The sequence below is a fragment of the Streptomyces sp. NPDC041713 genome (assembly GCF_055591085.1).
This window is the reverse complement of record NZ_JBVIZY010000013.1, coordinates 90,537-115,742: the sequence shown is the minus strand read 5'-3', so window position 1 is coordinate 115,742 and position 25,206 is coordinate 90,537. Positions and strand designations below refer to the sequence as shown.

Sequence of the window (25,206 nt, the reverse complement as noted above, 5' to 3'; positions counted from 1 at the left end):
CCGTCCCAACTGGCGCTACCGTTACGTCACTTCACGCCTATCATCTGTTCGGCCCCGGCACGCGGTCGCGCTGCCCGGGGCCGACACATGCTGTTCAGTGAGAGGACAACGGGGAATTGAGTTCCATACGGAAGCGCGGCGCGCGCAAGCGCCGCATCACGATGGCAGCGGTGGGTGCCGCCGCGGCCGTCGTGGCGGGGGTACAGCTGTCGCCTGCCGCGTTCGGCACCGACGACACGGAGCCGCGGACCACCGCGCGTGCGGCGGCGGGGCCCGCGGTGCCGGTCGCGGCGCGGCACGCCGACACGGAGGACAACGGCTCCTCCCGCGTGGACGGCACGACGTTCGAGAACGGCGTGATGACGCTGAAGAAGCCGGCCCCGTCGACGCCCTCCGCCGCGTCGTCGAGGAGTGCCGCCGCCGAGGCGCCGCACGGTGAGGGCTGGAAGTCGGGCGGCATGTCGAAGTCGCTCGCCACCGGCTACACGATCAAGTTCTACGACAAGAAGGCCGCGGACTGGCTGGGCCCGTACGTGAAGCGGTCGGCCGCGGACCTGCACCGGGTGACGAACCTGCCGATCTCCGTCGACACGAATCCGGTCGGCTGGGACTACGTGCGGCCCAAGGGCGAGATCGTCGTCGGCCTGCTGAAGCGCCCGTGCATTCCGCCCGCGGACGGCGGCAGCCAGGGCTGGAAGGTCGTCCGGGACGGCTCGGGCAGCAAGAACCTCAGCTGCGGCTTCTTCTCCGCGTCCGTCCCGGACACTGTGACCAGCGGGCACGCGTACATCGACGACGAGTTCTTCACCGCGGCCGGCAAGCCGGTGGAGTCCATGGGCGAGACGTACATGCGCAGCCACATCAGCCACGAGCTCGGCCACACGATGGGCCTCACGCACGCCAACCGCAGTGCGACCCGCGGCGACTGCGTCAAGGGCACCGACTCCGGTGAGACCCCGGTGATGTGCACGCCCATCAGCGCCTACCAGGACAAGCGGGCGGGCAACTACGTCCAGCAGTACGACATGCAGGGCCTGCGCTACTTCGCGCGCGGCGCCGGCGCGAAGCTCGCCCCGCAGGGCAAGGTCACCGGCATCGGCGGCAAGTGCCTGGACGTCAAGGGCGGCAAGGCGGCCAACGGCACGCAGATCCAGCTGTACACCTGCAACGGCAGCGTGGCGCAGTCCTGGATCCTGCAGAAGGACGGCCAGTTCCGGGCGTTCGGCAAGTGCCTGGACAACTACCGCAACGCGAACACCGACGGCAACAAGATCAGCCTCTACGACTGCAACGGCGGGGCGTCGCAGCGCTGGTCGGTGAACGCGAAGGGCCAGATCGTGCACGTGGCGACGGGCAAGGTCCTCGACGTGACGGGCGGCTCGACGGCCAACGGCACGAAGGTCCAACTGCACGCGGCGAACACGTACAAGCGCCAGGTGTGGGTGACGCCGAAGTAACACCGCCGAGGTAGCGGTACCAAGGGGCATCACGCGGCCGGGCGGGGGCGGCATCCTCACGGGGAGCAGCCTCCGCTCGGCTCTAGGTGACCTTGCCGACCCAGTGCTCGCCGTGGTCGTCCAGATTCGGTCGCACTTCGAGGTCGACCTTGTTCAACTGCCCGCGCGGCACGTCGAACCCGAAGACGGCCGTGCCGGACGAGCCCGGTGAGACGGTGACGGTCAGCCCGTCTCCCCACTTCTTGGGCCCCTAGGCGTTGGCCTTGTCGGTAGCCGCCGCGGCCAGGGTGCCGGCCGTGCCAAGGAGGCATGCGGTCATCGCGGTGGCCGCGAGGCGGGCCGCCACGGACATGCGGATGCCGTTCATGGTTCCAGGATCCGCCCGGAGCCGTGCTCGGTCGACCGGAAGAGGACCCCGCGCCCGGTCCGGCGGGCGTGGTCCGGGGGGTGCCGTCGCGGTCGTGGGCCAACGGCTACAGTCGCCTGCGATCGCCCCCGCTCACCTGGGAGAACCTCGGACCATGGCCGTCGACGAACTCGACACCCGTATTCTTCGGCTGCTGCTCGAGCAGCCGCGTACCAGTCTGCGTGAGTACGCGCGCATCCTCGGGATCGCCCGCGGGACGCTGCAGGCGCGGCTCGACCGGATGGAGCGGGACGGGGTGATCACCGGGACCGGGCCGTTCCTGTCGCCCGCCGCGCTCGGGCACCCCGTGCTCGCCTTCGTGCACATCGAGGTCACCCAGGGGCATCTGGACGAGGTGGGGGACGCGCTCGCCGCCGTGCCGGAGATCATCGAAGCGCACTCGATCACGGGGGGCGGGGATCTGCTGACCCGGGTCGCCGCCCGGGACAACGGTCATCTGGAGGACGTCATCCAGCGGCTCATCAACCTGCCGGGCGTGGTCCGCACCCGTACCGAGATGGCGTTGCGCGAGCGCGTGCCGCACCGGCTGCTCCCGCTGGTCGAGTCGGTGGGCAGGTCGGCCGCCGGACCGGGGTGACCTGGCGGTTTGGCATGCTGGAGGTCATGAGCACCTTCGGCAGCACCTCGGTCGTCTTCGACCTCGACGGCACCCTCGTGGACAGCGAGCCCCACTACTTCGAGGCCTCGCGGGCGCTGCTCGCGGACCGCACCGACCGGGAGTACACCTGGGCAGACAACGAGCGGTTCGTCGGTATCAGCTCCCACGAGACGCTGGCGCTGTGGAAGACGGAGTACGGGATCGAGGCCCCGGTGACCGAGCTGCTCGCCGACCTCGACCGCCGCTATCTGGCGCTCGCCCGCGCCGGCACCCACGTCTACCCGGAGATGCGCAAGCTCGTCGAGCGGCTGTACGAGGCGGGGGTGCCGATGGCCGTGGCGTCCGGGTCGTCCCGTCCGGCCATCGAGGCGGTCCTGGCCGGCACGGGCCTGGACGCCCGGCTGACCACGTTCGTCTCCGCCGAGGAGGTCCCGCGCGGCAAGCCCGCCCCCGACGTGTTCCTCGCCGCGGCCGCGCTGCTCGGCGCGGAGCCCGCGGACTGCGTGGTCTTCGAGGACGCGGCACCGGGCGCGACGGCGGCGCGGGCGGCCGGGATGCGGTGCGTGGCCATCCCGTACGTGGCCGCCCACGCCGACGACCCCGCGTTCGCGGCCGCCGAGCTCCTGTTCCCCGGCGGCCACGACGCGTTCACCGCCCAGGCGGCGCTGGACTTCCTGGCGCCCCAGTAGGAGGGGCGACCCGGTCCGCTCAGGCCGCGCCCGCCACCCGCTCCGGGGTGAGCAGCTCCGCCAGCCGCTCGGGCGGCAACAGGCCCTTCTCCAGGACGAGTTCGGCGACGCCGCGCCCGGTGGCCAGTGCCTCGCGTGCGATCTCCGTGGCGGCGGTGTAGCCGATGTGCGGGTTGAGGGCGGTGACCAGGCCGATGGACGTCTCCACCGAGGCACGCAGCACCTCGGTGTTGGCGGTGATGCCCGTCACGCACCGCTCGGCGAGCGTCAGACAGGCCGCGCGCAGCGAGGTGATGCTCTTCGCGAGCGAGTGCAGGATGATCGGCTCGAAGGCGTTGAGCTGCAGCTGGCCCGCCTCCGCGGCCATGGTGATGGTGACGTCGTTGCCGATCACCTCGAAGGCGACCTGGTTGACCACCTCGGGGATGACCGGGTTGACCTTGCCCGGCATGATGCTCGAACCGGCCTGCACCGGCGGCAGGTTGATCTCGTTCAGCCCCGCGCGCGGCCCGGACGACAGCAGCCGCAGGTCGTTGCAGCTCTTGGAGAGCTTGACCGCGATCCGCTTCAGGACGCCGGACAGATGCACGAACGCCCCGCAGTCCTGCGTCGCCTCGACCAGGTTCGCGGCGGTCACCAGCGGCATCCCGGTGATCCCGGCGAGGTGACGGCGAGCCGTCTCGGCGTACCCGGCGGGGGCGTTGAGGCCGGTGCCGATGGCGGTGGCGCCGAGGTTGATCTCGTGGACCAGCTCGACGGCCTCGGCGAGCCGCATCCGGTCCTCGTCGAGCATCACGGCGTACGCGGAGAACTCCTGCCCCAGCGTCATCGGCACCGCGTCCTGGAGCTGGGTGCGCCCCATCTTCAGGACGTCGCGGAACTCCAGCGCCTTCGCCGCGAACGCGTCCTGCACGACCGCCATCGCACGCAGCAGCCCGTGCACCGCGCTGACCGTCGCGATCTTCACGGCCGTCGGGTAGACGTCGTTGGTGGACTGGCTGAGGTTGACGTCCTCGTTGGGGTGCAGGTGGTCGTACGCACCCTTGGGGTGCCCGAGGAGTTCCAGCGCCCGGTTGGCGACGACCTCGTTGGCGTTCATGTTGGTGGAGGTGCCCGCGCCGCCCTGGATGACGTCGACCACGAACTGGTCGTGCAGGTGTCCGGCGCGGATCTCCCGGCAGGCGGCGGCGATCGCGTCGGCCTTGGCCTTCGGCAGCAGCCCCAGCTCCTCGTTGGCGCGGGCGGCGGCCTCCTTGACCGCGGCGAGCGCGTCGATCAGCTGCGGGTACACGGAGATCGGGATGCCCGTGATGGGGAAGTTCTCCGTGGCGCGCAGGGAGTGGATGCCCCAGTAGGCGTCGGCGGGGACGTCCCGGTCACCGAGCAGATCGTGTTCGCGGCGGACGGCGGCTGTGGAGGTGAGGTCGGGGGCGGGCGTAGGGGGAGGGGTGGGGCTCATGGTGCTGTTCTCTTCCGGCGCGGGGCGCCCCGTCAGGGGCGCGGGGAACTGCGCGACCAGCCACAGCCGGCCCGCAGCATCTTCATCGGTCCTTCGAGGCTGAAGGCTCGGGCGGCAGCCTCAGGCGGCCCGGCCGGAGGCGTCGCCCGTGACCGCGGGTGCCGGCTCACCGACGATGCGACGCAGCTGAGCCGTGCGCTCGGCCGGTCCGGTGGCGGAGAGCAGGGCGGCGAGCACCGCGCTCCGCGCCTGCCCGGCGCGCAGCGTACCGGTGAGGACCGCCCCGGCGGCCGAGAGGTCGACGGCGCCGCCGTGCGTGTAGATCTCGGTGACGGGGCCGGCCTGGACGCGGGTGGTGAGGGCGATGACCACGCCGCGCTCGATGGCGGCCGTGACGGCGCCGACGAACTCGGGGGTTGCGTTGCCCGCGCCGGTGGCGACCAGCACGATGCCCTCGGCGCCGGCCTCGACCGCGGTCTCCAGGAAGAGCGGGTCGGCGTCGACGTGGTGCATGACCATGTCGATGCGCGGCAGCGATCCGGTGGGCACGGCCGGGGGCAGCGGCAGCGGCTCGGGGCGCACCGGGCGGTTCAGGACCGACACCTTGCCGAAGCCCACCTTGCCGACGGGCGGCCGGGACGGGTCGGCGAACGCGTCGGCGGCGAGGGTCTGGGTCTTCACGGTGCCCCGCGCGGCGTGCACCTTGCCGTCGAAGACGACCAGGACGCCGAGGTCGCGCACGGTGGCGGCGGTGAGCAGCGCGTCGTAGAGGTTGCCGGGGCCGTCGCCGCCCTCGGCGCCGAGCGGCTTCTGGGCGCCGGTGAAGACGACCGGGCGGGGGTCGTCGTGGTGCAGGTCGAGCAGGTACGCGGACTCCTCGAGGGTGTCCGTGCCGTGGGTGACGACGATGCCGTCGACGGCGGGGTCGGCGAAGACCTCGCGCACGGTGCGCAGCAGGGTGAGCTGCTGGGCGGAGGTCAGCCGGGGGCTGTTCACGTTGAACAGGTCGATGACCTCGGAGGCTATGCCGTGCGGTATCGAGGCGGTGGCGAGCACCTCGCGGCCGGGGGCGTCGGCGGCGAAGCCGGCCCCCTGCCAGCGGCTGGCGATCGTCCCGCCGGTGCTGATGACGACGATCCGTCGCGCCTGTGCTTCCACGTCTGCGTACCTCCCGGGGATCCTGAGGACCATCAGCCCCCGAGTGGTGGGGCAGCCTCGGCGCAAGGATAGGTCGAACAGAGCGCAATGTGTTTGCCAAATTCAGGCGCTCTCGCAATATACGTGGTGGATAATTGCGCCATGGACGAGATCGACCGCAACATCTTGCGCGAGCTGCAGAACGACGGGCGGCTGACCAACCAGGAGCTGGCCGCGCGGGTGGGCCTGAGCCCGTCGCCGTGCATGCGGCGGGTGCGGCAGCTGGAGCTGGACGGGGTGATCCAGGGATATCGCGCGGTCGTCGCCCCGGAGGCGGTCGGCCGCGGCTTCGAGGTGCTCGTCTCCATCGAGGTGCGGCGCGACCGCGAGACGGTCGAGGCGTTCGAGGCGGCGCTCCAGGAGATCCCGGACGTCATCGAGGCGTACCGCCTGTTCGGGAGCCCCGGCTGCCTGCTGCGCATCGCGGTCGCGGACCTCGCCGCGTACGAGCGCCTCTGGATCGAGCGGCTCACGGCGCTCGCGGGGGTCACGGAGGTCAACTCGCAGATCATCATGAAGCGGATCAAGGAGCCGCAGGGGCTGCCGGTGGACGGCTGAGGGCTGATGGCTCAGAGCTGACGGGTGACGGGTGACGGGTGACGGCTGACGGCTGACGGGTGACGGGTGACGGCTGACGGCTGACGGCGACCGTTCCCGCTCGCCGTCCGGCCAACTCCCCTTTGGTACAGACCTATTGACGGCTGGTCTGGTCCAGCCTAAGTTGACGCACCGCACCAGGCACGCCTCCAGGTCCCCTCCGCACCCAGGGAGCACAGCGTGATCGGTCGGACGTTACGCCTGCTGGGGTCCGCCCTGGCACTGGCCTGTGTCGCACAACTGCCGGCCGTCGCCTCGGCGGCCGCCGCGCCCCGAGCAGACACCTGCGCGCTGAAGCCGAAACCGGCCGGCAAGGTGCTCCAGGGGTACTGGGAGAACTGGGACGGCGCGTCCAACGGCGTGCACCCGCCCTTCGGCTGGACCCCGATCACCGACCCACGGATGCGCCAGCACGGCTACAACGTGATCAACGCGGCGTTCCCCGTCATCCGCTCCGACGGCACCGTCCTGTGGGAGGACGGCATGGACGCCACCGTGAAGGTCGCCACCCCGGCCGAGATGTGCCAGGCGAAGGCGGACGGCGCGACCATCCTCATGTCCATCGGCGGCGCGGCGGCCGGGATCGACCTGAGCAACAGCAAGGTCGCCGACCGCTTCGTCGAGACGATCGTGCCGATCCTGAAGAAGTACAACTTCGACGGCATCGACATCGACATCGAGACCGGTCTGGTGGGCAGCGGAAACATCAGCCAACTCTCCCCCTCACAGACCAACTTGATCCGCATCATCGACGGAGTGCTCGCGAAAATGCCCGCGGGCTTCGGCCTCACGATGGCGCCCGAGACGGCGTACGTGACCGGCGGCAGCGTGGTCTACGGATCGATCTGGGGCGCGTACCTCCCCATCATCAAGAAGTACGCGGACAACGGCCGCCTGTGGTGGCTGAACATGCAGTACTACAACGGCAGCATGTACGGCTGCTCCGGCGACTCCTACTCGGCCGGCACCGTCCAGGGCTTCACCGCGCAAACCGACTGCCTCAACAAGGGCCTGGTCATCCAGGGCACCACGATCAAGGTCCCCTACGACAAACAGGTTCCGGGCCTCCCCGCCCAGCCGGGCGCCGGCGGCGGCTACATGTCCCCGAGCCTGGTGGCCCAGGCCTGGAACCACTACGGCGGCGCCCTCAAGGGCCTGATGACCTGGTCCATCAACTGGGACGGTTCGAAGGGGTGGACCTTCGGGGACAACTTCGGCCGGCTCACATAGCCGGTCGGCCCATCTTCTGAAAGCCGACGCCCGGAATCCTCTTCCACAGGCGTCGGCTTTTCGCTTTTCAGGTCCGAAAGAAGACCAGGCCGCATGAAGACCAGCTCGTATCAATTCGACTCGACGGAGTCCGTCAGGAAAGCGTGACCCGCAAACGCGCGCCGCGTCAATGTCGCCATCTATCGCCGCGATCCTGCCCGACCGCACAAACGGCGTTGCCCGAAAGGGCCATGTGCGCCGTCGGCGGGGGCACCCGTGACACGGCGCCTGCCGGGCCCGGCCGCTGTCAGCAGACGGCGCAGGTCGTACACGTACGGAAGCAGGTGTCGTCGGAGAAGCCGCCCGCGGCGCTGTCGGCGTCGACGTCCTGGATGGCCATTTCGGTGAGGTCGATGTCGAAGAGGTCCTGCGACGTGTTTTCGGACATGGGAATTCCTTCCTCGGAAACCAGTCGAACCTGGAAACCCTGTGGAACCAGTGGAACCTGCCCAATCACCGCACTGCGCGACGCAAGGGATCCGGACGCGCCGCGCGGCGAACTACCGTGGCAGGCAGCGCTGTTGCTGTGCTGAGCGGTGCCGGTGCCCCTCCCCCGCTCAGCGCCGCTTGAAGACGGCCACCGTGCGGGCCGGGACCGTGAAGTCGCCCGAACCCCGGTCGTAGGACGCCGACTTGATCCTCGCGTCGGCCCCGGACGCCTGCACCGGATGCAGGGCGTACCGTGCGCCATGCACGGCGGTGACGCGCTGCCGCTGTGTCCGCGGGCTCGCGTTGAGGACGACGACCAGGTCGTCCAGCTTCATGGTGATGACGCCCGGCGTCTCGGCCTCGGTGCCGGAGAGCGGGAAGGAGAGCGCCGACTGGACCTGTCCGGCCGTCGCGAGGGAGAACGCGGGCTCGGTGGTGCGGATCTCGAGCAGATCCCGGTACGCGGCCGACGCGCCGTTGATCTGCGCACAGCCGGGGGTCAGTGATGGTGACGACGCCAGCAGCGGCTTCGCGTAAGGCCACTTGGCCTGGTTGTCGGCGGCCGGTGGCAGCCCGCGGCCGAAGCCGTTGCCGGCCCGGCAGTTCCAGTGGATGGCGTTGAACCAGTCGCCGCTGTCGAAGGAGTTGCGGTCCAGGGACTTCGAGCGCAGCAGGTCCGTGCCGGCCTGGGAGAGCGCGGGGCCCTGGGACAGGGTGGCGGTGGCCATCGCGAGGACCTGCATCCTGGCGCGGTCGGTCGCCGACGTGCCCTCGGGCAGCTTGAAGGCGAGCGCGTCGTAGAGGGATTCGTTGTCGTGCGCGTCGGCGTAGGAGAGGGCGTCGCCGGGGGCCGCCGCGTAACCGGCGGGCGCGCCGTTGTAGTCGACGTCCGCGCCCGTGACCGTCGCTCCCGCCGAGTCACGGAAGGTGAAGCCGGCGAGGTTACCGGACAGGCCCACCTTGATGAGGTCCTGGTAGTGGAGGAGCCGGGCCTTCTGTTCAGCCCGAGTGCCGTTCGCCTTCGAGGAGTTGGGGTCGGTGTAGAGGCCGCTGGCGAAGCCCTGTACGCGCGGGTCCTCGTCGAAGGGGCCGCCGCCGCGCAGCGCGTCGCGGGAGCGGTCCGAGAAGGTCGCGACGCCGGTGCCCGCCATGTTCCGCTGCGTGGCCTGCACGAAGCGCGCGTCGTCGGCGACCTCCCCGAAGTTCCATCCCTCGCCGTACAGGACGATGCTCTTGCCGTCGACGCCGTCCTTCGCCACGGTCAGCGCGTCCAGGGCCTTGCGGACGGCGAGGATGTTCGCCTTCGGGTGGTGCCCCATCAGGTCGAAGCGGAAGCCGTCGACCTTGTACTCCCTGGCCCAGGTGACGATCGAGTCGACGACCAGCTTGCCCATCATGGCGTTCTCGGGGGCCGTGTTGGCGCAGCAGGTGGACGTGGCGACGGTGCCGTCGGCGTCCAGGCGCTGGTAGTAGCCGGGCACGATCTTGTCGAGCACGGACTTGTCGGCCTGGCCGCTCGCGACGGTGTGGTTGTAGACGACGTCCATGACCGTGCGCAGTCCCGCGCCGTTGAGCCCCTGCACCATCCTGCGGAACTCGACGGTGCGCCGGGTCCCCTCGGGGTCGCTCGCGTACGAGCCCTCCGGGACGGTGTAGTGCAGCGGGTCGTAGCCCCAGTTGTACGCGTCCCCGGCCGCGCTCTTGGAGACGCAGGCCTGCTGTGCGTCGGAGTCGGGCGCGTACGACGGCAGGTCGCAGTCCGGAGTCGCCTGGTCCGCCGCGCGTTCGGGGATGGTGCCGATGTCGAAGGCCGGCAGCAGATGCACGTACGAGGTTCCGGCGCGGGCGAGGCCGCGCAGGTGCCGCATGCCGTCGGAGTTCTCGTCGGTGAAGGCCAGGTACCGGCCGGGATGGTCCGACGTGCGGTCCTCGACGGAGAAGTCGCGGATGTGCAGCTCCTGGATCTGCGCGTCGCGCAGCGGGGTCGCCTTCGGCTTGCGCAACCCCGACCAGCCCTTGGGGGCGAGCCGCGGGTCGCCGAGGTCGACGGCGAGGCTGCGCCGGGAGTCGCTGGTCACGGCGGTCGAGTACGGGTCGGTGACCTCGTTCGTGACGACCTTCCGTAGGCTCGGCGCCCACACCCGCACGACGTACCGGTAGGCCTTGCCCTGCCAGCTGCCGGGGCCGGTCACCGACCACACCCCGGACGCGCGGTCCCGGTGCATCGGGACGGTGCGGCCGCCGATGTCCAGCGCGACGTGCTGCGCCGTGGGCGCCCAGACCGCGAGGGTGACCCGGCCGTGAGCGAAGCGCGGGCCGAGCCGCGCCGTGCCCGCGGAGGCGGCGTACAGGTCGTCGAGGACACCCTGGGTCTGGACGCCGGTGGCGGCGCGCAGGCTGCCGTCGGCGGCGCGCCCGGCGGCGACGAGCTGGCCGGTGAGGGCGGCGCGGACCCGGTCGCGGTCCCGGCGATCGACGGTGAAGGCGGCGTAGTCCTTGAGGTGCGGGAACCGTGCCTTCTGGGCGTCGGTGAGGCCTCCCTCGACCGCGGTGAGGCGCAGCCGCTGGGCCGCGCCGCTCAGCTCGCCGTCCTTGAGGGTGAGGCCCCCGTGCCGCGCGTACCACAGCTCGTGCTCGGTGCCCGTGGCGCCGCCCCAGACCAGTGTGGACCGGTCGATCCACTGGGCCCTGGACTTCGCCAGGTCGAGGCCGTCGGCAGGCTCGGCCGCCGCGTTCGGTGCGTTCGGTGCGGCGGGCGCGAGCGGCAGGGCCGCCGCCGACGCGCTCAGGGGCACGCAGGCGGCGAGCAGGGCGACGGCCACGGTGACGGCGGTGCGGCGCGGGGAGCCGGTCACGTCAGCTTCTCCTTGAGGGGGTCGGGGAGGGGGTCGGGGGCATACGCCGACGGGGCGGGGTCAGCAGCTCTTGGCGCCGGTGTGCAGCGCGAGCGCCGTGTTCGGCGCGACCGAGGCGGTGAACCGGCCCGAGCCGTCCACGCCGACCTTCCTGCCGCTCTGCACGTCGCAGTACGTGCCCGCCGCCAGGGACGTCTGGAAGGTGCGCTCGACCGTGGAGCCCTCGTGGTTGATGACCACGTACGCCTTGTTGCCCCGGCCGAAGGCGATCGCGTCGTTCCCGTTGTCCCACCAGTCGGTGACGGCGGCGCCGCGCGCGGTGTTGCGGAGCCCGACCATGGAACGGATCTCCGGCCACGCGTGCTGGCACTTCCAGCCGTCGCTGTAACAGGCCTTCACGAACCCGCCGTCGGGCGACCCGGCGTCGATGTCGCTGAACTCGTATCCGGAGTGGACGTCGGGCGAGCCGTAGGGCCAGGCCAGCATGAAGACGTGCGCGAGGGTGTAGTCGGCGCCGTCCTTGTAGGAGAGGGTCTGGCCGTGCCGCTCGGTGTCGTGGTTGGTGACGAACACCGAGGCCGAGCCGCTCGGCAGGTACCCCCAGCCCTCGCCGAAGTTCTTGAGGTAGGCGAGCTTCTCGTCCTTGAAGACCCGCTTCAGGTCCCAGCCGTAGCGGAACTCCTGGGGGTCGCCGGTGGCGGTGTACTCGCTCGGCGAGATCGGCTCGCCCGCCCCGTACAGGGTCTCCTGCTTCCAGTGGACGCCCGGGTCGCTCAGCCGCGACTTGATGTTCTTCAGGTCCTCGACGGGCATGTGCTTGGCCGCGTCGATGCGGAAGCCGTCCACGCCGAGGGAGAGGAGGTCGTTCAGGTAGCCGGCGATGCGGCCGCGCACGTACTCCTCACCGGTGTCCAGGTCGGCCAGACCGCCCAGTTCGCAGTGCTGGACGTTCCACCGGTCCTGGTAGTCGCCGATGGGGGCCTTGCAGTCGTCCATGTCGGCGGCGGAGTAGGTGCCGGGGTAGTCGTACTTGGTGAAGCGGGAGCCCGCCGAGCCGGTGCCCGAGGCGTTGGTCATGTGGTTGATGACCGCGTCGGCGAGGACCTTCACCCCGGCGGAGTGGCAGGTGTCGACCATCCGCGCGAAGTCGGTGCGGTTGCCGAGCCGGGTGCCGATCTTGTAGCTGACCGGCTGGTAGGCGGCCCACCAGGCGTCACCCTGGATGCGCTCCTGCGGCGGCGACACCTGCACGTATCCGTAGCCGTACGGGCCGAGTTGGGTCGTACAGGCCTTGGCGACCGAGGCGTACTTCCACTCGAAGAGGACGGCGGTGACGTCCTTGGTGCCGGGCGGGGCGGCCTGGGCGGTGGGGGCCCCGGCGACGAGGCCGCCCGCCACCCCCGCCATCAGGGCGACCGCGGCCGCGAGGGGCCTGCGGCGCTTGACGATCCGACCGGTCATGGGGGCCTCCTGCGCGTTGGGGGAACCTGCGGCAACTTCTTGCAGCAAGTCTGCACAAGTTGTTGCGGGTTGGACCGTATGGCCCCTCAAGGGCGAGGTCAACCCTCTGGACACACCCCGGTGGACCCGCGCACCACCAGCTCCGGCTGGAAGACGAACTCCGTGCGCTGCACGGGATTTCCGTCGATCTCCTCCAGGAGCGCACCCACCGCGGCGGTCGCCATCGCCTGCACCGGCTGGCGCACGGTGGTCAGCGGCGGATCGGTGAAGGCGATGAGCTGGGAGTCGTCGAAGCCGACCACGGAGACGTCACCGGGCACGGTGAGGCCGCGTGCGCGCACCGCTCTGACGGCGCCCAGCGCCATCAGGTCGCTGCCGCAGACCATCGCCGTGCAGCCCAGGTCGAGGAGCGCGCCGGCCGCGGCCTGGCCGCCCTCGACGGTGAACAGCGTGCGCTGCACCAGCTGTTCGGCCGCCGCCGGCGCCACCCCGAGCATGCTGTGCAGCGCCGCCGTGAACCCCTCCGCCTTGCGCAGGGAGGGCACGTACCGGGTCGGCCCGATGGCCAGGCCGATCCGCTCGTGCCCCAGGTCGACGAGGTGGCGTACCGCCATCCGCACCGCCGAGCGGTCGTCGGGTGAGACGAAGGAGACCGGGATGTCCTCGTTGTAGCCGTTGACGAGGACGAACGGCACCTTGCGGTGGGCCAGTTCGCGGTAGCGCGTGGGATCGGCCGTCAGGTCGGCGTGCAGGCCCGACAGGAAGATGATGCCGCTGACCCCGCGGTCCTCCAGCTGCTCGACCAGCTCGTCCTCGGTGGCGCCGCCCGGCATCTGCGTACAGAGCATCGGGGTGTAGCCGTGGCCGGCCAGGACCTGCTCGATGACCTGCGCGAAGGCGGGGAAGATCGGGTTGGTCAGCTCGGGGATGACCAGGCCCACCAGGCCGGCGCTGCGCCGTCTCAGCCGGGTGGGGCGCTCGTAGCCGAGGACGTCGAGGGCGGCGAGGACCCGGCGCCGGGTGTCCGCCGCCACCCCCGCCTTGCCGTTGAGCACCCGGCTCGCGGTGGCCTCGCTGACCTGGGCCTGGGCGGCGATGTCCCGGAGCCGCGGGGCGCCCCGGTGGGCGTCCCGCGACGTGCCGGGCAGCGTCACACCGTCCACCAGACGGTGGAGTCGGCGGGCAGGACCACCGTCCCGTCCACGACCTCCGGCTCCTCGATGGCCAGCAGGACCTTGCCGGGGGCAGGGATCCGTACGGGTTCGCCGGTGGTGTTCACGGTGCACACGAAGCCCTCGCGGGCGAAGGCGAGCACCCCCGCGGGGGCGTCGAGCCACTCGACGGCGGTGCCCGCGCCGAGCCCCGGCTCCGTGCGGCGCACGGCGAGCGCGCTGCGGTACAGCTCCAGGGTCGAGCCGGGGTCGCCGGTCTGGGCCTGCACGCTCAGCTCGCCCCAGCCGGCCGGCTGCGGAAGCCAGCTGCCGCCCGTGCCGAAGCCGTACGACGAGCCGTCGGTGGTCCACGGGATGGGCACCCGGCAGCCGTCCCGGAAGCCGTCCTGCCCCGCGGCCCGGAGGAACGAGGGGTCCTGGCGCACCTCGTCGGGCAGGTCGGTGACGTCGGGCAGGCCGAGCTCCTCGCCCTGGTACAGATAGGCGGAGCCGGGCAGCGCCAGCATCAGCAGGGTCGCGGCGCGGGCGCGGCGCAGGCCGAGCTCGCGGTCGCCTGGCGTCCGCAACTGGGTGCCCATACCGGGCGGGTTGGCGAACCGCGTGGTGTGCCGGGTGACGTCGTGGTTGGAGAGCACCCAGGTGGCGGGCGCCCCCACCGGACGCATCGCGGCCAGCGACACGTCGATGACCGCGCGCAGCTCATCGGCGTCCCACGAGGTGCCCAGGTACTGGAAGTTGAAGGCCTGGTGCATCTCGTCGGGGCGCACGTAGTGGGCGGAACGCTCGACGGTCGGGGTCCATGCCTCGGCGACGAGGACGCGGGCGCCCTCGTACTCCTCGAGGACCTGCCGCCAGCTGCGGTAGATCTCGTGCACGCCGTCCTGGTCGAAGAACGGCATCACGTCGTTGCCGAGCAGCTTGAGCTGGTCGCCGCTGCCGATGTCGGGCAGCCCGGCCGCCTTGACCAGGCCGTGCGCCACGTCGACGCGGAAGCCGTCCACCCCCATGTCGAGCCAGAACCGCAGGATGGAGCGGAACTCGTCCCGGACGGCGGGGTGCTCCCAGTTGAAGTCGGGCTGCTCGGGCGCGAAGAGGTGCAGGTACCACTCGCCGTCGGGCACCCGGGTCCAGGCGGGGCCGCCGAAGATGGATTCCCAGTCGTTGGGCGGGAGTTCGCCGTCGACGCCCTTGCCGGGGCGGAAGTGGTAGCGCTCCCGCAGCGGGGACCCCGGCCCCTCGGCGAGGGCGCGGCGGAACCAGTCGTGGCGGTCGGAGGAGTGGTTGGGCACCAGGTCCACGATGATGCGCAGGCCGAGGGCATGGGCGTCGCGGATGACGGCGTCGGCGTCCAAGAGGCTGCCGAACATCGGGTCGATGGCCCGGTAGTCGGCGACGTCGTACCCCGCGTCGGCCTGCGGGGACGCGTAGAAGGGGCTGAGCCAGACGGCGTCGACGCCGAGGTCCCTGAGGTACGGCAGCCGGCTGCGGATGCCCGCCAGGTCGCCCATGCCGTCGCCGTCGGAGTCGGCGAAGCTGCGCGGGTACACCTGGTAGATCACCGCGCCGCGCCACCAGTCCGGTTGCGTCTCGGTGGTGGGGGCGGCAGGGGCAGCGAGATGCTGGGTCATGTCTTCCCTGGGATCGTGTGTGGTGCTGGGGATCGTGCGGGGTGGCGACGGGACGCCTCAGGACTTCGTCGCGCCCGCGGTCAGGCCGGAGACCAGGTGGCGCTGGGCGAAGCCGAAGATGATCGCGGCGGGCACCGCGACGATCACCGCGGACGCGGTCAGCGAGCCCCAGTCGCTGGTGTACTGGTTGACGAAGGTCTGCAGGCCGCCGGCGAGCGTGAGGTTCTCCTCGCCGGTCATGAACGCCGAGGCGTAGGCGACCTCGGCCCAGCCGGTGATGAAGCTGTAGAACCCGGTGACGGCGAGGCCCGGCTTGGCGAGCGGCACGATGAGCCGCCAGAAGGTGCCGAACGGGTTGAGCCCGTCCACCCGTCCCGCCTCGTCGATCTCGACCGGGATGGTGTCGAAGTACCCCTTCATCATCCAGGCGCAGAACGGCACGGCGATCGTCAGATAGGTGACGACGAGGCCGATGGGCTGGTTGAGCAGGCCGAGGTTGGCGAGCAGGTTGTACAGCGGCACGATCAGCACCGCGACCGGGAACATCTGGGTGATCAGGAGCAGCCACATCAGCGGCCGCATGCCGGGGAACTTGAAGCGGCTCACCGCGTAGCCGGTCGTCGCCGCGATGACGACGCCGATCACCGTGGTCAGGCCCACCACGACAAGGGAGTTGAGGAGCCAGTTCGGGAACTCGGTGTCGTTGAGGACGTGGTCGTAGTTGCCGAGGGTGAAGTCCTTCACCAGGTCGGTGGAGAAGGCCTCGCTCTCCGGCTTGAACGAGGTGACCAGGAGCCACAGCGGGGGCAGCACCGCGACGGCGCTGGCGAGCAGCAGCGTCAGGTGCAGGGCGACCGAGGCGAGCGGTCCGCGCTCGTCGCGCCCCCTGGTCTTCCGCTGCCCGTCCTTGCGTTCGTTCGGCACGGCGGTCACCACACCTCTCCCTGCTTGCGGAGCGCGCGGCGGTAGGCCACCGCGATGATCGACAGGAGGGCGAGGATGAGCACGCCCCAGGCGGCGGAGCCCGCGAAGTCGCGGGGGCTGACGACGAACGAGAGGCGATAGGCGTACGTCACCAGGATCTCGGTGGCGTCCCCCGGCCCTCCCCTGGTCAGCAGGAAGATCACCGGGAACATGTTGAAGGTCCAGATGCCGCTGATGAGGATCACCGTGGCGGCGACGGTGCGCAGCCCCGGCAGGGTGATGTGGCGGAAGCGCTGCCAGGCGTTGGCGCCGTCCATCTCGGCGGCCTCGTACAGCTCACCGGGGATGGACTGCAGGCCGCCGAGCATCGCCACCAGCATGAAGGGCACGCCGAGCCAGACATTGACGGTGATCACCGAGATCTTGGCCCAGGTGGGGTCGTTCAGCCACGGGATCGCGTCGATGCCGCCGCCTTCGAGGATCTTGTTGAGGAGGCCCTTCTTCTCGTTGAAGAGCAGCCGCCAGGTGAAGACGGAGACGAAGGCCGGCACGGCCCACGGCAGGATGAGCGCCATCCGGTAGAGGGAGCGGCCCGCCATCCTGCGGTTGAGCATGGTGGCGAGGGCGAGGCCGAGCGCGAAGGAGAGCGCGACGCAGGAGACGGTCCACACCACGGTCCAGGTGAGCCGGTCCCAGAAGACGCCGTCGGAGAGGATCGACGTGTAGTTGTCGAGGCCGACGGACTTGTACGTCGCCGGGATGTCGTTGACGCCGATGTGCCGTTCGACGTTGGCTTCGTCGGCGTCCGTCGTCGACAGATACACGCCGCGCACCAGCGGGTATCCGACGATCACGCCGATCACGATCACCACGGGGGCGACCATGGCCCACGCGTACCAGTGGGTGGCCAGCGCCCTGCGCAGCCTGCCCGGGTTCTTGGCGGGCCGGCGGCCCCGGCCGCGGACGCTGTTCGCGTCCGCGGCCTTCGCCACCGCCCGGCCGGTCTCGACAGCCATGGGTCGGTCGGCCCTCCCTCTTACTTGTAGCCCTTGAGGAGCTTGCGGTAGGCGTCACCGATGCCCTTGGCGCCCTCCTCGGGCGAGGACTTGCCGCTGAGCACCTTCTCCAACTGCAGCCGGATCGGCTCGAAGAGCGCGTTGGCCTCCGGGATCCACGGGCGCTGCACGGACTTGGCGACGGCGGGCTTGAAGAACTGCACCATCTGGTTGTCCTTGACGGACTTCGCGTCGTAGACGGAGGTGCGGGTGGGCAGCAGGCTGAGCTGCTCGGTGGTCTGCTGCTGCACCTTGGCGGAGCTCATGTACTTGATGAACTCGTACGAGGCGTCGAGGTTGCCGGAACCGGCGTACGCGGCGAGGTTCCAGCCGCCCTGCGGTGCGCCCTGGCGTGCGCTGCCGGCCGGGGCCGGGGCGACGCCCAGGTTGCCCTTGTCGTCCTTGAACTCCTTGCCCTTCAGGGCGCCTTCGATGGACCAGGGGCCGTCGAGCGCCATCGCGACGTCGCCGTCCTTGAAGGCGTTGAGCTGGTTGTTGTAGCCGTCGCTGGCGTCGGTGACCGCCGCCTTGGAGTCGACCAGGTCCTTCATCACCGAGAAGGCCTTGGCGCCCTCGGGGTCGTCGACGGTGACCTTCTTGTTCTTGGTGTCCAGGAGGTCACCGCCCTCGCCGTAGAGGTACGGGAGGTAGTAGTACGGGTCGTCGCCGCGCAGATAGAGGCCGGTCTTGCCGGACTTCGCCCTGATCTTCTTCGCGGCCGACTTCACCTCGTCGAAGGACTTCGGGACACCGACGCCCGCGTCCTTCAGCATCTTCTTGTTGTAGAAGAGCGCGAGGGTGTCGATGGTCTGCGGCGCGGCGTAGGTCTTGCCCTTGAACTTGGTGCTGGCCGCGGCCTGCGGGAGGTAGTCGTCCGGCTTGTCGAGCGCGACGGTGCCGTCGAGCGCGGCGAGGTAGCCGAGCGAGGCGAAGTCCTGGGTCCAGGCGACCTCGGTGCGCATCACGTCCGGGGCACCGGAGTTGCCGCCCGCGGCGTTCTTGAACTTGGCGTTGGCCTCGCCGAACGGGACGTTCACATAGTTGACGTCGACGTCCGGGTGGAGCTTCTCGAACCCCTTGGCGATCTTCTCGTACGCGCCCTTCTCGGCGTCGTTCGAGGTGTCCCAGAAGGTGACGGTGCCGGAGAGCTCCCCCGAGCCCTTCTTGCCACCGCTGCCCCCGTCGTCGCCCCCGCACGCTGCCGCTGTCAGGGCCAGGGCCGCGATCAGCCCGGTGGCCGCTATGCCACGCCGCATGTGAACTCCTTCAACTGATCCCGGAATCACGGGGAGACGCAGAGGTGCCTCCTGCTGGCCGCACTGGACGCGGCGCCGGGTTGCCAGGAACGTAACAGCGTTGGAATGCCACCGAAAGAGCTTGCGGTAAATTTCTGCAAGTCCTGGTGATCGTTACATCTGCGTGTCCGGACCGTTGCCGCCACCGCGCTTGACACCACCCTCGGCGGCGCCCCTCGCCCTCCCGACCAGCGCGGTCCTGCGACGACGGCACCGCGGTCGGCCTGGAATCCGGCTGCAAGACTCTTGCAGGACAGCACTTTCCGCAAGCCGTCACGGGCGGTGTGCAATCCCCGGGCGGACAGGTACAGTCCAGTGCCATGACCGCACGGCTTGTCGACATAGCAGCTCACGCGGGGGTCAGCGAAGCGACCGTGAGCCGCGTCCTCAACGGCAAGCCCGGGGTGGCCGCGGCCACCCGCGAGGCGGTGCTCGCCGCCCTCGACGTCCTCGGGTACGAACGCCCGGTGCGGCTGCGCCGGCGCAGCGCGGGACTCGTCGGGCTGATCACGCCGGAGCTGGACAACCCGATCTTCCCCGCCTTCGCCCAGGTGATCGCTCAGGCGCTGACCCGCCAGGGCTACACGCCGGTGCTTGCGACCCAGACGCCGGGCGGCTCCACGGAGGACGAGCTCACCGAGATGCTCGTGGACCGCGGGGTCAGCGGGATCATCTTCGTCTCCGGGCTGCACGCCGACACCACCGCCGACATGTCGCGTTACGAGGCGCTGCGCGGCCAGGGCGTCCCGTACGTCCTGGTCAACGGCTTCTCGCCGGACGTGGCGGCCCCCTTCGTCTCCACCGACGACCGCGCCGCGGTGCGCCTCGCGGTCACGCATCTGACGTCGCTCGGCCACACCCGGATCGGGCTCGCGGTCGGACCCAAACGGTTCGTCCCGGTGGTCCGCAAGATCGAGGGCTTCCGGCTGGGGATGCGCGAGCGGCTCGGGCTGACGGACGAGCAGTCGGCGGAGCTGGTCCAGCACTCCCTCTACACCCTGGAGGGCGGGCAGGCCGCGGCCGCCACCCTCATCGACCGCGGCTGCACGGCCGTCGTCTGCGCCAGCGACATGATGGCGCTCGGCGCCGTCCGGGCCGCCCGCGACCTGGGGCTCGCCGTCCCCCGGGACATCTCGGTGGTCGGCTTCGACGACTCGCCGCTCATCGCGTTCACCGACCCGCCGCTGACCACGATCCGCCAGCCGGTGCAGGCGATGGGCCAGGCGGCGGTGCGGGCGCTCCTGGAGGAGATCGGCGGCACCCCGGCCCCGCACGGCGAGTTCGTCTTCATGCCGGAGCTGGTGGTGCGGGGCTCCACGGGGTCCGGGCGGGCGGAGCGGCGGACGGAGCAGCGGGCCGAGCAGCGGGCGGCTTCTTGAGCAGGTTGTTCCGGTCCGCTTCTCAGCAGGTCGTTCCGGTCCGCTCAAAACGAGTCCGCGCCCCCGCCGTGTACCAGGGGCTTCATTGACGCCCCCGGCCACGGACCGTAGAAACGCGGCATGCCCTCACCCTCGCCCCTCCCCCTCGCAGGCATCACCGTCGTCAGCCTGGAGCAGGCCGTCGCCGCGCCCTTCGCCACCCGCCAACTCGCCGATCTCGGCGCCCGCGTCATCAAGGTCGAGCGTCCCGGCGGCGGTGACTTCGCCCGCCGCTACGACACCACCGTGCACGGACAGGCCAGCTACTTCGTCTGGCTGAACCGGTCCAAGGAATCGCTCACCCTCGACCTCAAGTCGCCCGAGGGCAGGGAAATCCTGGAGCAACTCTTGGCGGACGCCGACGTGTTCGTGCAGAACCTCGCCCCGGGCGCCGCCGCCCGCCTGGACCTCGGCGCCGACGCGCTGCAGAAGCGCCACCCTTCGCTGATCCCCTGCACCGTCACCGGGTACGGCACAGACGGGCCCTGGGCCGACCGCAAGGCGTACGACCTGCTGGTGCAGTGCCAGACCGGGCTCCTCCAGCTCACCGGGACGCCGGACGAGGTCGCGCGCGCCGGCATCTCGGTGGCCGACATCGCGGGCGGGATGTACGCGTACAGCGGCGTCCTTTCGGCGCTGTTCACGCGCGCGACGACGGGGCGCGCGCCGACGGTCGAGGTGTCCCTCTTCGACGCGCTGGCCGAATGGATGGGCCAGCCCGCCTACTACACGCGGTACGGCGGCAGTCAGCCGCCGCGCGTCGGCGCCCGCCACGCGACGATCGCGCCGTACGGCACGTTCACCGCGTCCGACGGCAAGGACGTCCTGCTCTCGGTGCAGAACGAGCGCGAATGGGCGGCGCTGTGCCGCGAGTTCATCGGCCGCCCCGAGCTGATCGACGACCCGCGGTTCGCCACCGGATCCGACCGGGTGGTGCACCGCGACGCGCTCGACGCGATCATCTCCGTACGCTTCGCCGAACTCGGAAGCGCCGCGGCCATGGAGCTGCTCGACCGCACCGGCATCGCCAACGCCGGGGTCAACTCGGTCCAGGAGTTCCTGGACCACCCCGTGCTCACCGAGCGCGGGCGCTGGCAGGACATCGAGGTGCCCGGCACGGCCGAGCCCGTACAGGCGCTGCTCCCGCCCGCCGTGCTCTCCGGTGTCACCCCGCGCATGGGGCCGGTGCCGGAGGCGGGTGAGCACACGGCGTCGATCCTCGCCGAGCTGGGACACGGCCCGGAGGCCATCGCGCGGCTCTGCGCGGACGGGGTCTGCCGGTGAGCGCCCTCGACGAGCTCACCGCCGAGGAGCGGCTGATCGTCATGACGGTACGGGACTTCGTCGACCGTCAAGTACGGCCAGTCGTACGGGAGTTGGAGCACGCGGACACCTACCCCGAGGCCCTCATCGCGCGGATGAAGGACCTCGGCGTCTTCGGTCTCGCCGTGCCCGAGGAGTTCGGCGGGACGCCCGTCTCCACACCCTGCTACGTCCTGGTCACCGAGGAACTGGCGCGTGGCTGGATGAGTCTGGCGGGCGCGATGGGCGGCCACACGGTCGTCGCCAAGCTGCTCGTGCACTTCGGCACCCCGCGCCAGCGGCGCCGCTGGCTGCCCAGGATGGCCACCGGCGAGGTGCGCGCCACGATGGCGCTGACCGAGCCGGAGGGCGGCTCGGACCTGCAGGCGCTGCGCACGGTCGCGCGGCGGGCCGAGGACGGCGACGGGTACGTCGTGGACGGCGCGAAGACGTGGATTACCAACTCCCGCCGCTCCGGCCTGATCGCGCTGCTCTGCAAGACGGACCCCGACGCCGAGCCGCGGCACCGCGGGATCTCCGTGCTGCTCGTCGAGCACGGTCCCGGCCTGACCGTCTCGCGTGACTTGCCGAAGCTCGGCTACAAGGGTGTGGAGAGCTGCGAGCTCACCTTCGACGGCTACCGCGCCCCGGCCGACGCGCTGCTCGGGGGCGTCGAGGGTCGCGGATTCCGGCAGATGATGAAGGGCCTGGAGACGGGCCGGCTGCAGGTCGCGGCCCGTGCCCTCGGCGTGGGGCGCGCCGCATTCGAGGACGCGCTGCGCTACGCCCAGGAGCGCGAGTCGTTCGGCGTGCCGATCTGGCGGCACCAGTCCATTGGCAACTACCTCGCCGACATGGCCACTTCGCTCTCCGCCGCGCGCCAGCTCACCCTGCACGCCGCCCGCGAGGCGGACGCGGGGCGACGCGTCGACATGGAGGCGGGCATGGCCAAGCTGTTCGCGTCGGAGACCGCCATGCGGATCGCCCTGGACGCGGTGCGCGTGCACGGCGGCCAGGGTTACTCCACGGAGTTCGACGTCGAACGCTACTTCCGCGACGCCCCGCTGATGATCGTCGGCGAGGGCACCAACGAGATCCAGCGCGATGTGATCGTGCGTCAACTCATCGCGCGGGGCGGCCTGGAGGAGTGACCGGTAAGCCCCGGTGCCGCCGGAATCCGTCAGCCGTCGGCGGTGACACCGAGCCCCTCGACGACGACCGCGTTCGGCAGCCCCGGGAACGCCTTGCCGGGCACGATGAGCTTGCCGCGCCGGCTGCCGCTGCCCACCAGGACGTACGGCAGATCGGCCACGGCGGCGTCGACGAGGAGCGGCCACGCGGCGGGCAGTCCGATCGGCGTGATGCCGCCGTACTCCATGCCGGTCTCGCCGATGGCCGTCTCCATCGGCGCGAACGAGGCCTTGCGGGCGCCCAGTTGGCGGCGGACGACGCCGTTCACGTCGACACGTGTGCCGGACAGGACGAGGCACGCGGCGAGTGTGGTCTCGCCGCCGCGTTTGCCGGCCACGACGACACAGTTGGCGGACTGCTCCAGGAGCTCGGGGCCGTAGTGCTCCAAGAAGCTCGCGGTGTCGGCCCATTCGGGCTCGGTGTCGACATGGACGAGCTCGTCGGCCGGTACGGGACCGCTCCAGCCGCGTACGGCGTCCACGACGGCGGGCACCAGCAGGTCGAGGGCTTCGGGGGCGGGGCGGACGACGTCGAAATCACCGAGAGGAGCGCGCATGGCGGCACGCTAGCAGCCGCCGTCCCCCGGTCGGCGAACCCCGTGGGTCACCGACTGCCGTCAGTGGGAGGCCGCGTGGGCCGGCGGCACCGACACCGACATCGTCATCTCCATCGGTTCGTCGCCCTTGTTGTGGTAGCCGTGCGCCGCATTGGCCTCGAAGGACGCGGCCGACCCGGCCGGCACCACATGCTCGACGCCGTCCACGACGAGCGTCAGCGCGCCGCGCGAGACGTGCAGCAGCTCGACGGTGCCCGCCGGGTGCGCGTCGGAGTCGGTGCCCTCACCCGGCTCCAGGCGCCAGGACCACAGCTCGAAGGGTCCCCGGGCCTCGGCGCCGACGAGCAGCGTGGTGCTGCTGCCGGCCTCGGTGGACCACATCCGCACCGCCTGCTCCGGCGGCACGAGCCGGACATGCGGTCCCTGCTCGTGGTCGAGGAGGGTGGTGATGCTGACGCCCAGCGCGTCCGCGAGCTTCACCGTGATGCCCACGCTCGGGTTGGTCCTGGCCTGCTCGATCTGGATGATCATGCCTCGGCTCACTCCCGCGCGGGCGGCCAGGGCGTCGAGGGTGAAGCCCCGCTCGGTGCGGTACCGCTTGAGATTGCGCGCGAGCGACTGGGTCAGCTGGTCGAGGTCCGACACGTTCCGTCCAATATTCCGGATGACATGGTTCACGGCACTGAACTGGGGTGAGGTGCACCCGATCATCCCAGACGGTCCACCACACTGTACTGCGCGGGGTGCGGTCGGCGCGGCCCTGCGCGCGGCCCCGGACCCCGCCCGTCAGACCTCGCCCAACTCGCCCAGGGCGATGAGCTGTTCCGGCGTGACGCCGTCGGGTATCGGCACCGGTGCGGGCGTGCGCAGCGGGGGCTGCCACCCCTGGTCGGCGTCCCAGGTGCGGACCACCCGGGCGGGCGCGCCCGCGACCACGGCGTGGTCGGGGACCTCGCCCCGGACGACCGCGCCCGCGGCGACCACCACGTTGCGGCCGATCCGGGCGCCCGGCAGGATCACCGCGCCGGTCCCGATCCAGCAGCCGGGGCCGATCTCCACCGGGTCCATCCGGGGCCACTGCTTGCCGATGGGCGTGTGCGGGTCGTCGTAGGAGTGGTTGGTGGACGTCACGTACACGTAAGGGCCGAAGTAGCAGTCGTCGCCGATCGAGACCGTGGTGTCCGCGATGACGTGGCTGCCGCGGCCGAGCACCACGCCGTTGCCGATGCGCAGGATCGGGTCGGGGCCGAGGTCGAGGTCCGGCATCATGCCGGCGGTGAGCGTGACGTGCTGGCCGACGATGCAGTGGTCGCCGAGCCTGATCCACGGCTCACCGAAGACCGTGCCCTGCGGGAAGGCGAGCCGGGTGCCCTCGCCGATCGCGCCGAACCGCAGCCGTCCGGGGTGCGCGGCGGTCACCGCGCCGGTGCGCTGCACCCACTCCCAGCCCGCGTGGACGGCGCGCTGCGCCAGCCGGCGCGGCGCGGCGGCGAGGGATGAGAACGTGTTCCTGTTCTTCGGCACGGGCTCACGTTACTCAGTGGCACCGGGCCCCGGGCACCCCCGGCCTGTGATCTTCACCCCACGCGGCGACTCCCGCACCCGCGTCCCGTACCGTGCCGTCAGGCGCGACACCACACGGATGTGACGAAGAGGGAGCGAGTCGATGGGCCACGAGGCACTCATCACCGGCATCGGCGGCAAGGACCCGCAGATCGATCAGGACGCCTTCACCGCGCCGACGTCCGTGGTGCTCGGCGACGTGACGCTGCACGCCGGGGCGAGCGCCTGGTACGGCGCGGTGCTGCGCGCCGACTGCGGGCCCATCGTGGTGGGCGCCGACAGCAACATCCAGGACAACTGCAGCCTGCACGTCGACCCCGGGTTCCCGATCACGGTCGGCGAGCGCGTCTCGGTCGGCCACAACGCCGTCCTGCACGGCTGCACCGTCGAGGACGACTGCCTGGTCGGCATGGGCGCCACCGTCCTCAACGGCGCGGTGATCGGCGCCGGGTCCCTGGTGGCCGCGCAGGCCCTGGTGCCGCAGGGCATGCGGGTGCCGCCGGGGTCGCTGGTGGCGGGGGTGCCCGCCAAGGTCCGCAGGCCGCTCACCGAGGAGGAGCGGGCGGGCATCTCCCTGAACGGCACGATGTACGTGGAGCTGGCCAAGGCCCACCGCGACGCGCACGCGGCGGGCTGACAGCCTGCCCGACCCCCCGACCCCCCG

Annotated in this window: 21 protein-coding genes and 1 pseudogene; 9 read left to right on the top strand and 13 right to left on the bottom strand. The window is 71.1% G+C overall.

Going from position 1 to position 25,206, the window contains the following annotated elements; translation table 11 throughout:
• Positions 1–116: 116 nt before the first annotated feature.
• The 3 genes from ACZ6CV_RS31105 (at position 117) to ACZ6CV_RS31095 (ending at position 3,171) form a co-directional block, all read left to right on the top strand.
• Entirely contained in the window at positions 117–1,457 is a 1,341-nt protein-coding gene (locus tag ACZ6CV_RS31105; protein WP_469254360.1) for a ricin-type beta-trefoil lectin domain protein, read from the top strand.
• Between the two features lie 521 nt (positions 1,458–1,978).
• Complete coding sequence (locus ACZ6CV_RS31100; protein ID WP_469254359.1) at positions 1,979–2,461, top strand: Lrp/AsnC family transcriptional regulator; 483 nt, start codon at positions 1,979–1,981, stop codon at positions 2,459–2,461.
• A 26-nt stretch (positions 2,462–2,487) separates the two neighbouring features.
• Positions 2,488–3,171 carry an HAD family hydrolase gene (locus tag ACZ6CV_RS31095; RefSeq protein ID WP_469254358.1) on the top strand — a complete coding sequence of 228 codons (684 nt, stop codon included), beginning with the start codon at positions 2,488–2,490 and terminating at the stop codon, positions 3,169–3,171.
• A 19-nt stretch (positions 3,172–3,190) separates the two neighbouring features.
• On the opposite strand, the gene aspA is transcribed toward ACZ6CV_RS31095, so the two are convergent.
• Both aspA and ACZ6CV_RS31085 read right to left on the bottom strand, forming a co-directional pair.
• Positions 3,191–4,630: an aspartate ammonia-lyase gene (gene aspA / locus ACZ6CV_RS31090; RefSeq protein ID WP_469254357.1), complete on the bottom strand. Its 1,440-nt coding sequence runs from the start codon at positions 4,628–4,630 to the stop codon at positions 3,191–3,193.
• A 120-nt stretch (positions 4,631–4,750) separates the two neighbouring features.
• On the bottom strand, positions 4,751–5,788 hold the full coding sequence (locus ACZ6CV_RS31085; protein WP_362370462.1) for an asparaginase: 1,038 nt from the start codon (positions 5,786–5,788) through the stop codon (positions 4,751–4,753).
• A gap of 141 nt (positions 5,789–5,929) precedes the next feature.
• On the opposite strand from ACZ6CV_RS31085, the gene ACZ6CV_RS31080 reads away from it, so the two are divergent.
• Together ACZ6CV_RS31080 and ACZ6CV_RS31075 are read left to right on the top strand one after the other, a co-directional pair.
• Positions 5,930–6,385, top strand: coding sequence for an Lrp/AsnC family transcriptional regulator (locus ACZ6CV_RS31080; RefSeq protein WP_469254356.1), 456 nt, complete (start codon positions 5,930–5,932; stop codon positions 6,383–6,385).
• 219 nt (positions 6,386–6,604) lie between these two features.
• Positions 6,605–7,654, top strand: a complete 1,050-nt coding sequence (locus ACZ6CV_RS31075; RefSeq protein WP_469254355.1) for a chitinase — start codon at positions 6,605–6,607, stop codon at positions 7,652–7,654.
• 286 nt (positions 7,655–7,940) lie between these two features.
• Here the strand turns inward: ACZ6CV_RS31075 and ACZ6CV_RS31070 are convergent, their stop codons facing one another.
• From ACZ6CV_RS31070 to ACZ6CV_RS31035, 8 genes and pseudogenes are all read right to left on the bottom strand, one after another.
• Complete coding sequence (locus tag ACZ6CV_RS31070) at positions 7,941–8,081, bottom strand: hypothetical protein (protein WP_469254354.1); 141 nt, start codon at positions 8,079–8,081, stop codon at positions 7,941–7,943.
• 169 nt (positions 8,082–8,250) lie between these two features.
• Positions 8,251–10,977 carry a pullulanase-type alpha-1,6-glucosidase gene (gene pulA / locus ACZ6CV_RS31065; protein WP_469254353.1) on the bottom strand — a complete coding sequence of 909 codons (2,727 nt, stop codon included), beginning with the start codon at positions 10,975–10,977 and terminating at the stop codon, positions 8,251–8,253.
• Between the two features lie 63 nt (positions 10,978–11,040).
• Positions 11,041–12,438, bottom strand: a pseudogene (locus tag ACZ6CV_RS31060) (alpha-amylase); the annotation flags it as partial.
• Positions 12,439–12,536: 98 nt separating this feature from the next.
• Positions 12,537–13,604 carry a LacI family DNA-binding transcriptional regulator gene (locus ACZ6CV_RS31055; RefSeq protein ID WP_469254495.1) on the bottom strand — a complete coding sequence of 356 codons (1,068 nt, stop codon included), beginning with the start codon at positions 13,602–13,604 and terminating at the stop codon, positions 12,537–12,539.
• Positions 13,589–15,238, bottom strand: a complete 1,650-nt coding sequence (locus ACZ6CV_RS31050) for a glycoside hydrolase family 13 protein (RefSeq protein WP_469254351.1) — start codon at positions 15,236–15,238, stop codon at positions 13,589–13,591. The genes ACZ6CV_RS31055 and ACZ6CV_RS31050 overlap by 16 nt, the downstream gene beginning before the upstream one ends.
• Positions 15,239–15,295: 57 nt before the next feature.
• The gene (locus ACZ6CV_RS31045) at positions 15,296–16,171 is read right to left on the bottom strand and encodes a sugar ABC transporter permease (protein WP_469254349.1); all 876 of its coding nucleotides are present in this window, start codon (positions 16,169–16,171) and stop codon (positions 15,296–15,298) included.
• Positions 16,168–17,178, bottom strand: coding sequence for a carbohydrate ABC transporter permease (locus ACZ6CV_RS31040; protein ID WP_362370487.1), 1,011 nt, complete (start codon positions 17,176–17,178; stop codon positions 16,168–16,170). Before ACZ6CV_RS31040 ends, ACZ6CV_RS31045 begins: the two co-directional genes overlap by 4 nt.
• 20 nt (positions 17,179–17,198) lie before the next feature.
• Positions 17,199–18,473, bottom strand: a complete 1,275-nt coding sequence (locus ACZ6CV_RS31035) for an extracellular solute-binding protein (RefSeq protein WP_469254347.1) — start codon at positions 18,471–18,473, stop codon at positions 17,199–17,201.
• 359 nt (positions 18,474–18,832) lie between these two features.
• Here ACZ6CV_RS31035 and ACZ6CV_RS31030 point away from each other — a divergent pair, with 359 nt between their 5' ends.
• From ACZ6CV_RS31030 to ACZ6CV_RS31020, 3 genes are all read left to right on the top strand, one after another.
• Positions 18,833–19,891 carry a LacI family DNA-binding transcriptional regulator gene (locus ACZ6CV_RS31030; protein ID WP_469254345.1) on the top strand — a complete coding sequence of 353 codons (1,059 nt, stop codon included), beginning with the start codon at positions 18,833–18,835 and terminating at the stop codon, positions 19,889–19,891.
• Positions 19,892–20,011: 120 nt separating this feature from the next.
• Entirely contained in the window at positions 20,012–21,214 is a 1,203-nt protein-coding gene (locus ACZ6CV_RS31025) for a CaiB/BaiF CoA transferase family protein (RefSeq protein ID WP_469254343.1), read from the top strand.
• On the top strand, positions 21,211–22,383 hold the full coding sequence (locus tag ACZ6CV_RS31020) for an acyl-CoA dehydrogenase family protein (RefSeq protein WP_469254342.1): 1,173 nt from the start codon (positions 21,211–21,213) through the stop codon (positions 22,381–22,383). The genes ACZ6CV_RS31025 and ACZ6CV_RS31020 overlap by 4 nt, the downstream gene beginning before the upstream one ends.
• Positions 22,384–22,412: 29 nt before the next feature.
• On the opposite strand, the gene ACZ6CV_RS31015 is transcribed toward ACZ6CV_RS31020, so the two are convergent.
• The 3 genes from ACZ6CV_RS31015 to ACZ6CV_RS31005 all read right to left on the bottom strand — a co-directional run bounded on the left by ACZ6CV_RS31015 (position 22,413) and on the right by ACZ6CV_RS31005 (position 24,503).
• Positions 22,413–22,979 (bottom strand): YbaK/EbsC family protein, encoded by a 567-nt coding sequence (locus ACZ6CV_RS31015; RefSeq protein ID WP_469254340.1) that lies wholly within the window; start codon positions 22,977–22,979, stop codon positions 22,413–22,415.
• 60 nt (positions 22,980–23,039) lie between these two features.
• Complete coding sequence (locus ACZ6CV_RS31010; protein WP_355815030.1) at positions 23,040–23,624, bottom strand: helix-turn-helix domain-containing protein; 585 nt, start codon at positions 23,622–23,624, stop codon at positions 23,040–23,042.
• A gap of 141 nt (positions 23,625–23,765) precedes the next feature.
• Positions 23,766–24,503, bottom strand: a complete 738-nt coding sequence (locus ACZ6CV_RS31005) for an acyltransferase (protein ID WP_362370504.1) — start codon at positions 24,501–24,503, stop codon at positions 23,766–23,768.
• A 142-nt stretch (positions 24,504–24,645) separates the two neighbouring features.
• Between ACZ6CV_RS31005 and ACZ6CV_RS31000 the strand changes: the two genes are divergently transcribed.
• Entirely contained in the window at positions 24,646–25,179 is a 534-nt protein-coding gene (locus ACZ6CV_RS31000) for a gamma carbonic anhydrase family protein (protein WP_362370507.1), read from the top strand.
• Positions 25,180–25,206: the final 27 nt, after the last annotated feature.

Bases quoted from the DNA above. Each gene is read 5' to 3' on its own strand.
- ACZ6CV_RS31100 (WP_469254359.1), top strand. From the start codon at position 1,979: ATGGCCGTCGACGAACTCGACACCCGTATTCTTCGGCTGCTGCTCGAG.
- ACZ6CV_RS31095 (WP_469254358.1), top strand. From the start codon at position 2,488: ATGAGCACCTTCGGCAGCACCTCGGTCGTCTTCGACCTCGACGGCACC.
- aspA (WP_469254357.1), bottom strand. From the start codon at position 4,630: ATGAGCCCCACCCCTCCCCCTACGCCCGCCCCCGACCTCACCTCCACA.
- ACZ6CV_RS31080 (WP_469254356.1), top strand. From the start codon at position 5,930: ATGGACGAGATCGACCGCAACATCTTGCGCGAGCTGCAGAACGACGGG.
- ACZ6CV_RS31070 (WP_469254354.1), bottom strand. From the start codon at position 8,081: ATGTCCGAAAACACGTCGCAGGACCTCTTCGACATCGACCTCACCGAA.
- ACZ6CV_RS31050 (WP_469254351.1), bottom strand. From the start codon at position 15,238: ATGACCCAGCATCTCGCTGCCCCTGCCGCCCCCACCACCGAGACGCAA.
- ACZ6CV_RS31040 (WP_362370487.1), bottom strand. From the start codon at position 17,178: ATGGCTGTCGAGACCGGCCGGGCGGTGGCGAAGGCCGCGGACGCGAAC.
- ACZ6CV_RS31035 (WP_469254347.1), bottom strand. From the start codon at position 18,473: ATGCGGCGTGGCATAGCGGCCACCGGGCTGATCGCGGCCCTGGCCCTG.
- ACZ6CV_RS31030 (WP_469254345.1), top strand. From the start codon at position 18,833: ATGACCGCACGGCTTGTCGACATAGCAGCTCACGCGGGGGTCAGCGAA.
- ACZ6CV_RS31025 (WP_469254343.1), top strand. From the start codon at position 20,012: ATGCCCTCACCCTCGCCCCTCCCCCTCGCAGGCATCACCGTCGTCAGC.
- ACZ6CV_RS31015 (WP_469254340.1), bottom strand. From the start codon at position 22,979: ATGCGCGCTCCTCTCGGTGATTTCGACGTCGTCCGCCCCGCCCCCGAA.
- ACZ6CV_RS31000 (WP_362370507.1), top strand. From the start codon at position 24,646: ATGGGCCACGAGGCACTCATCACCGGCATCGGCGGCAAGGACCCGCAG.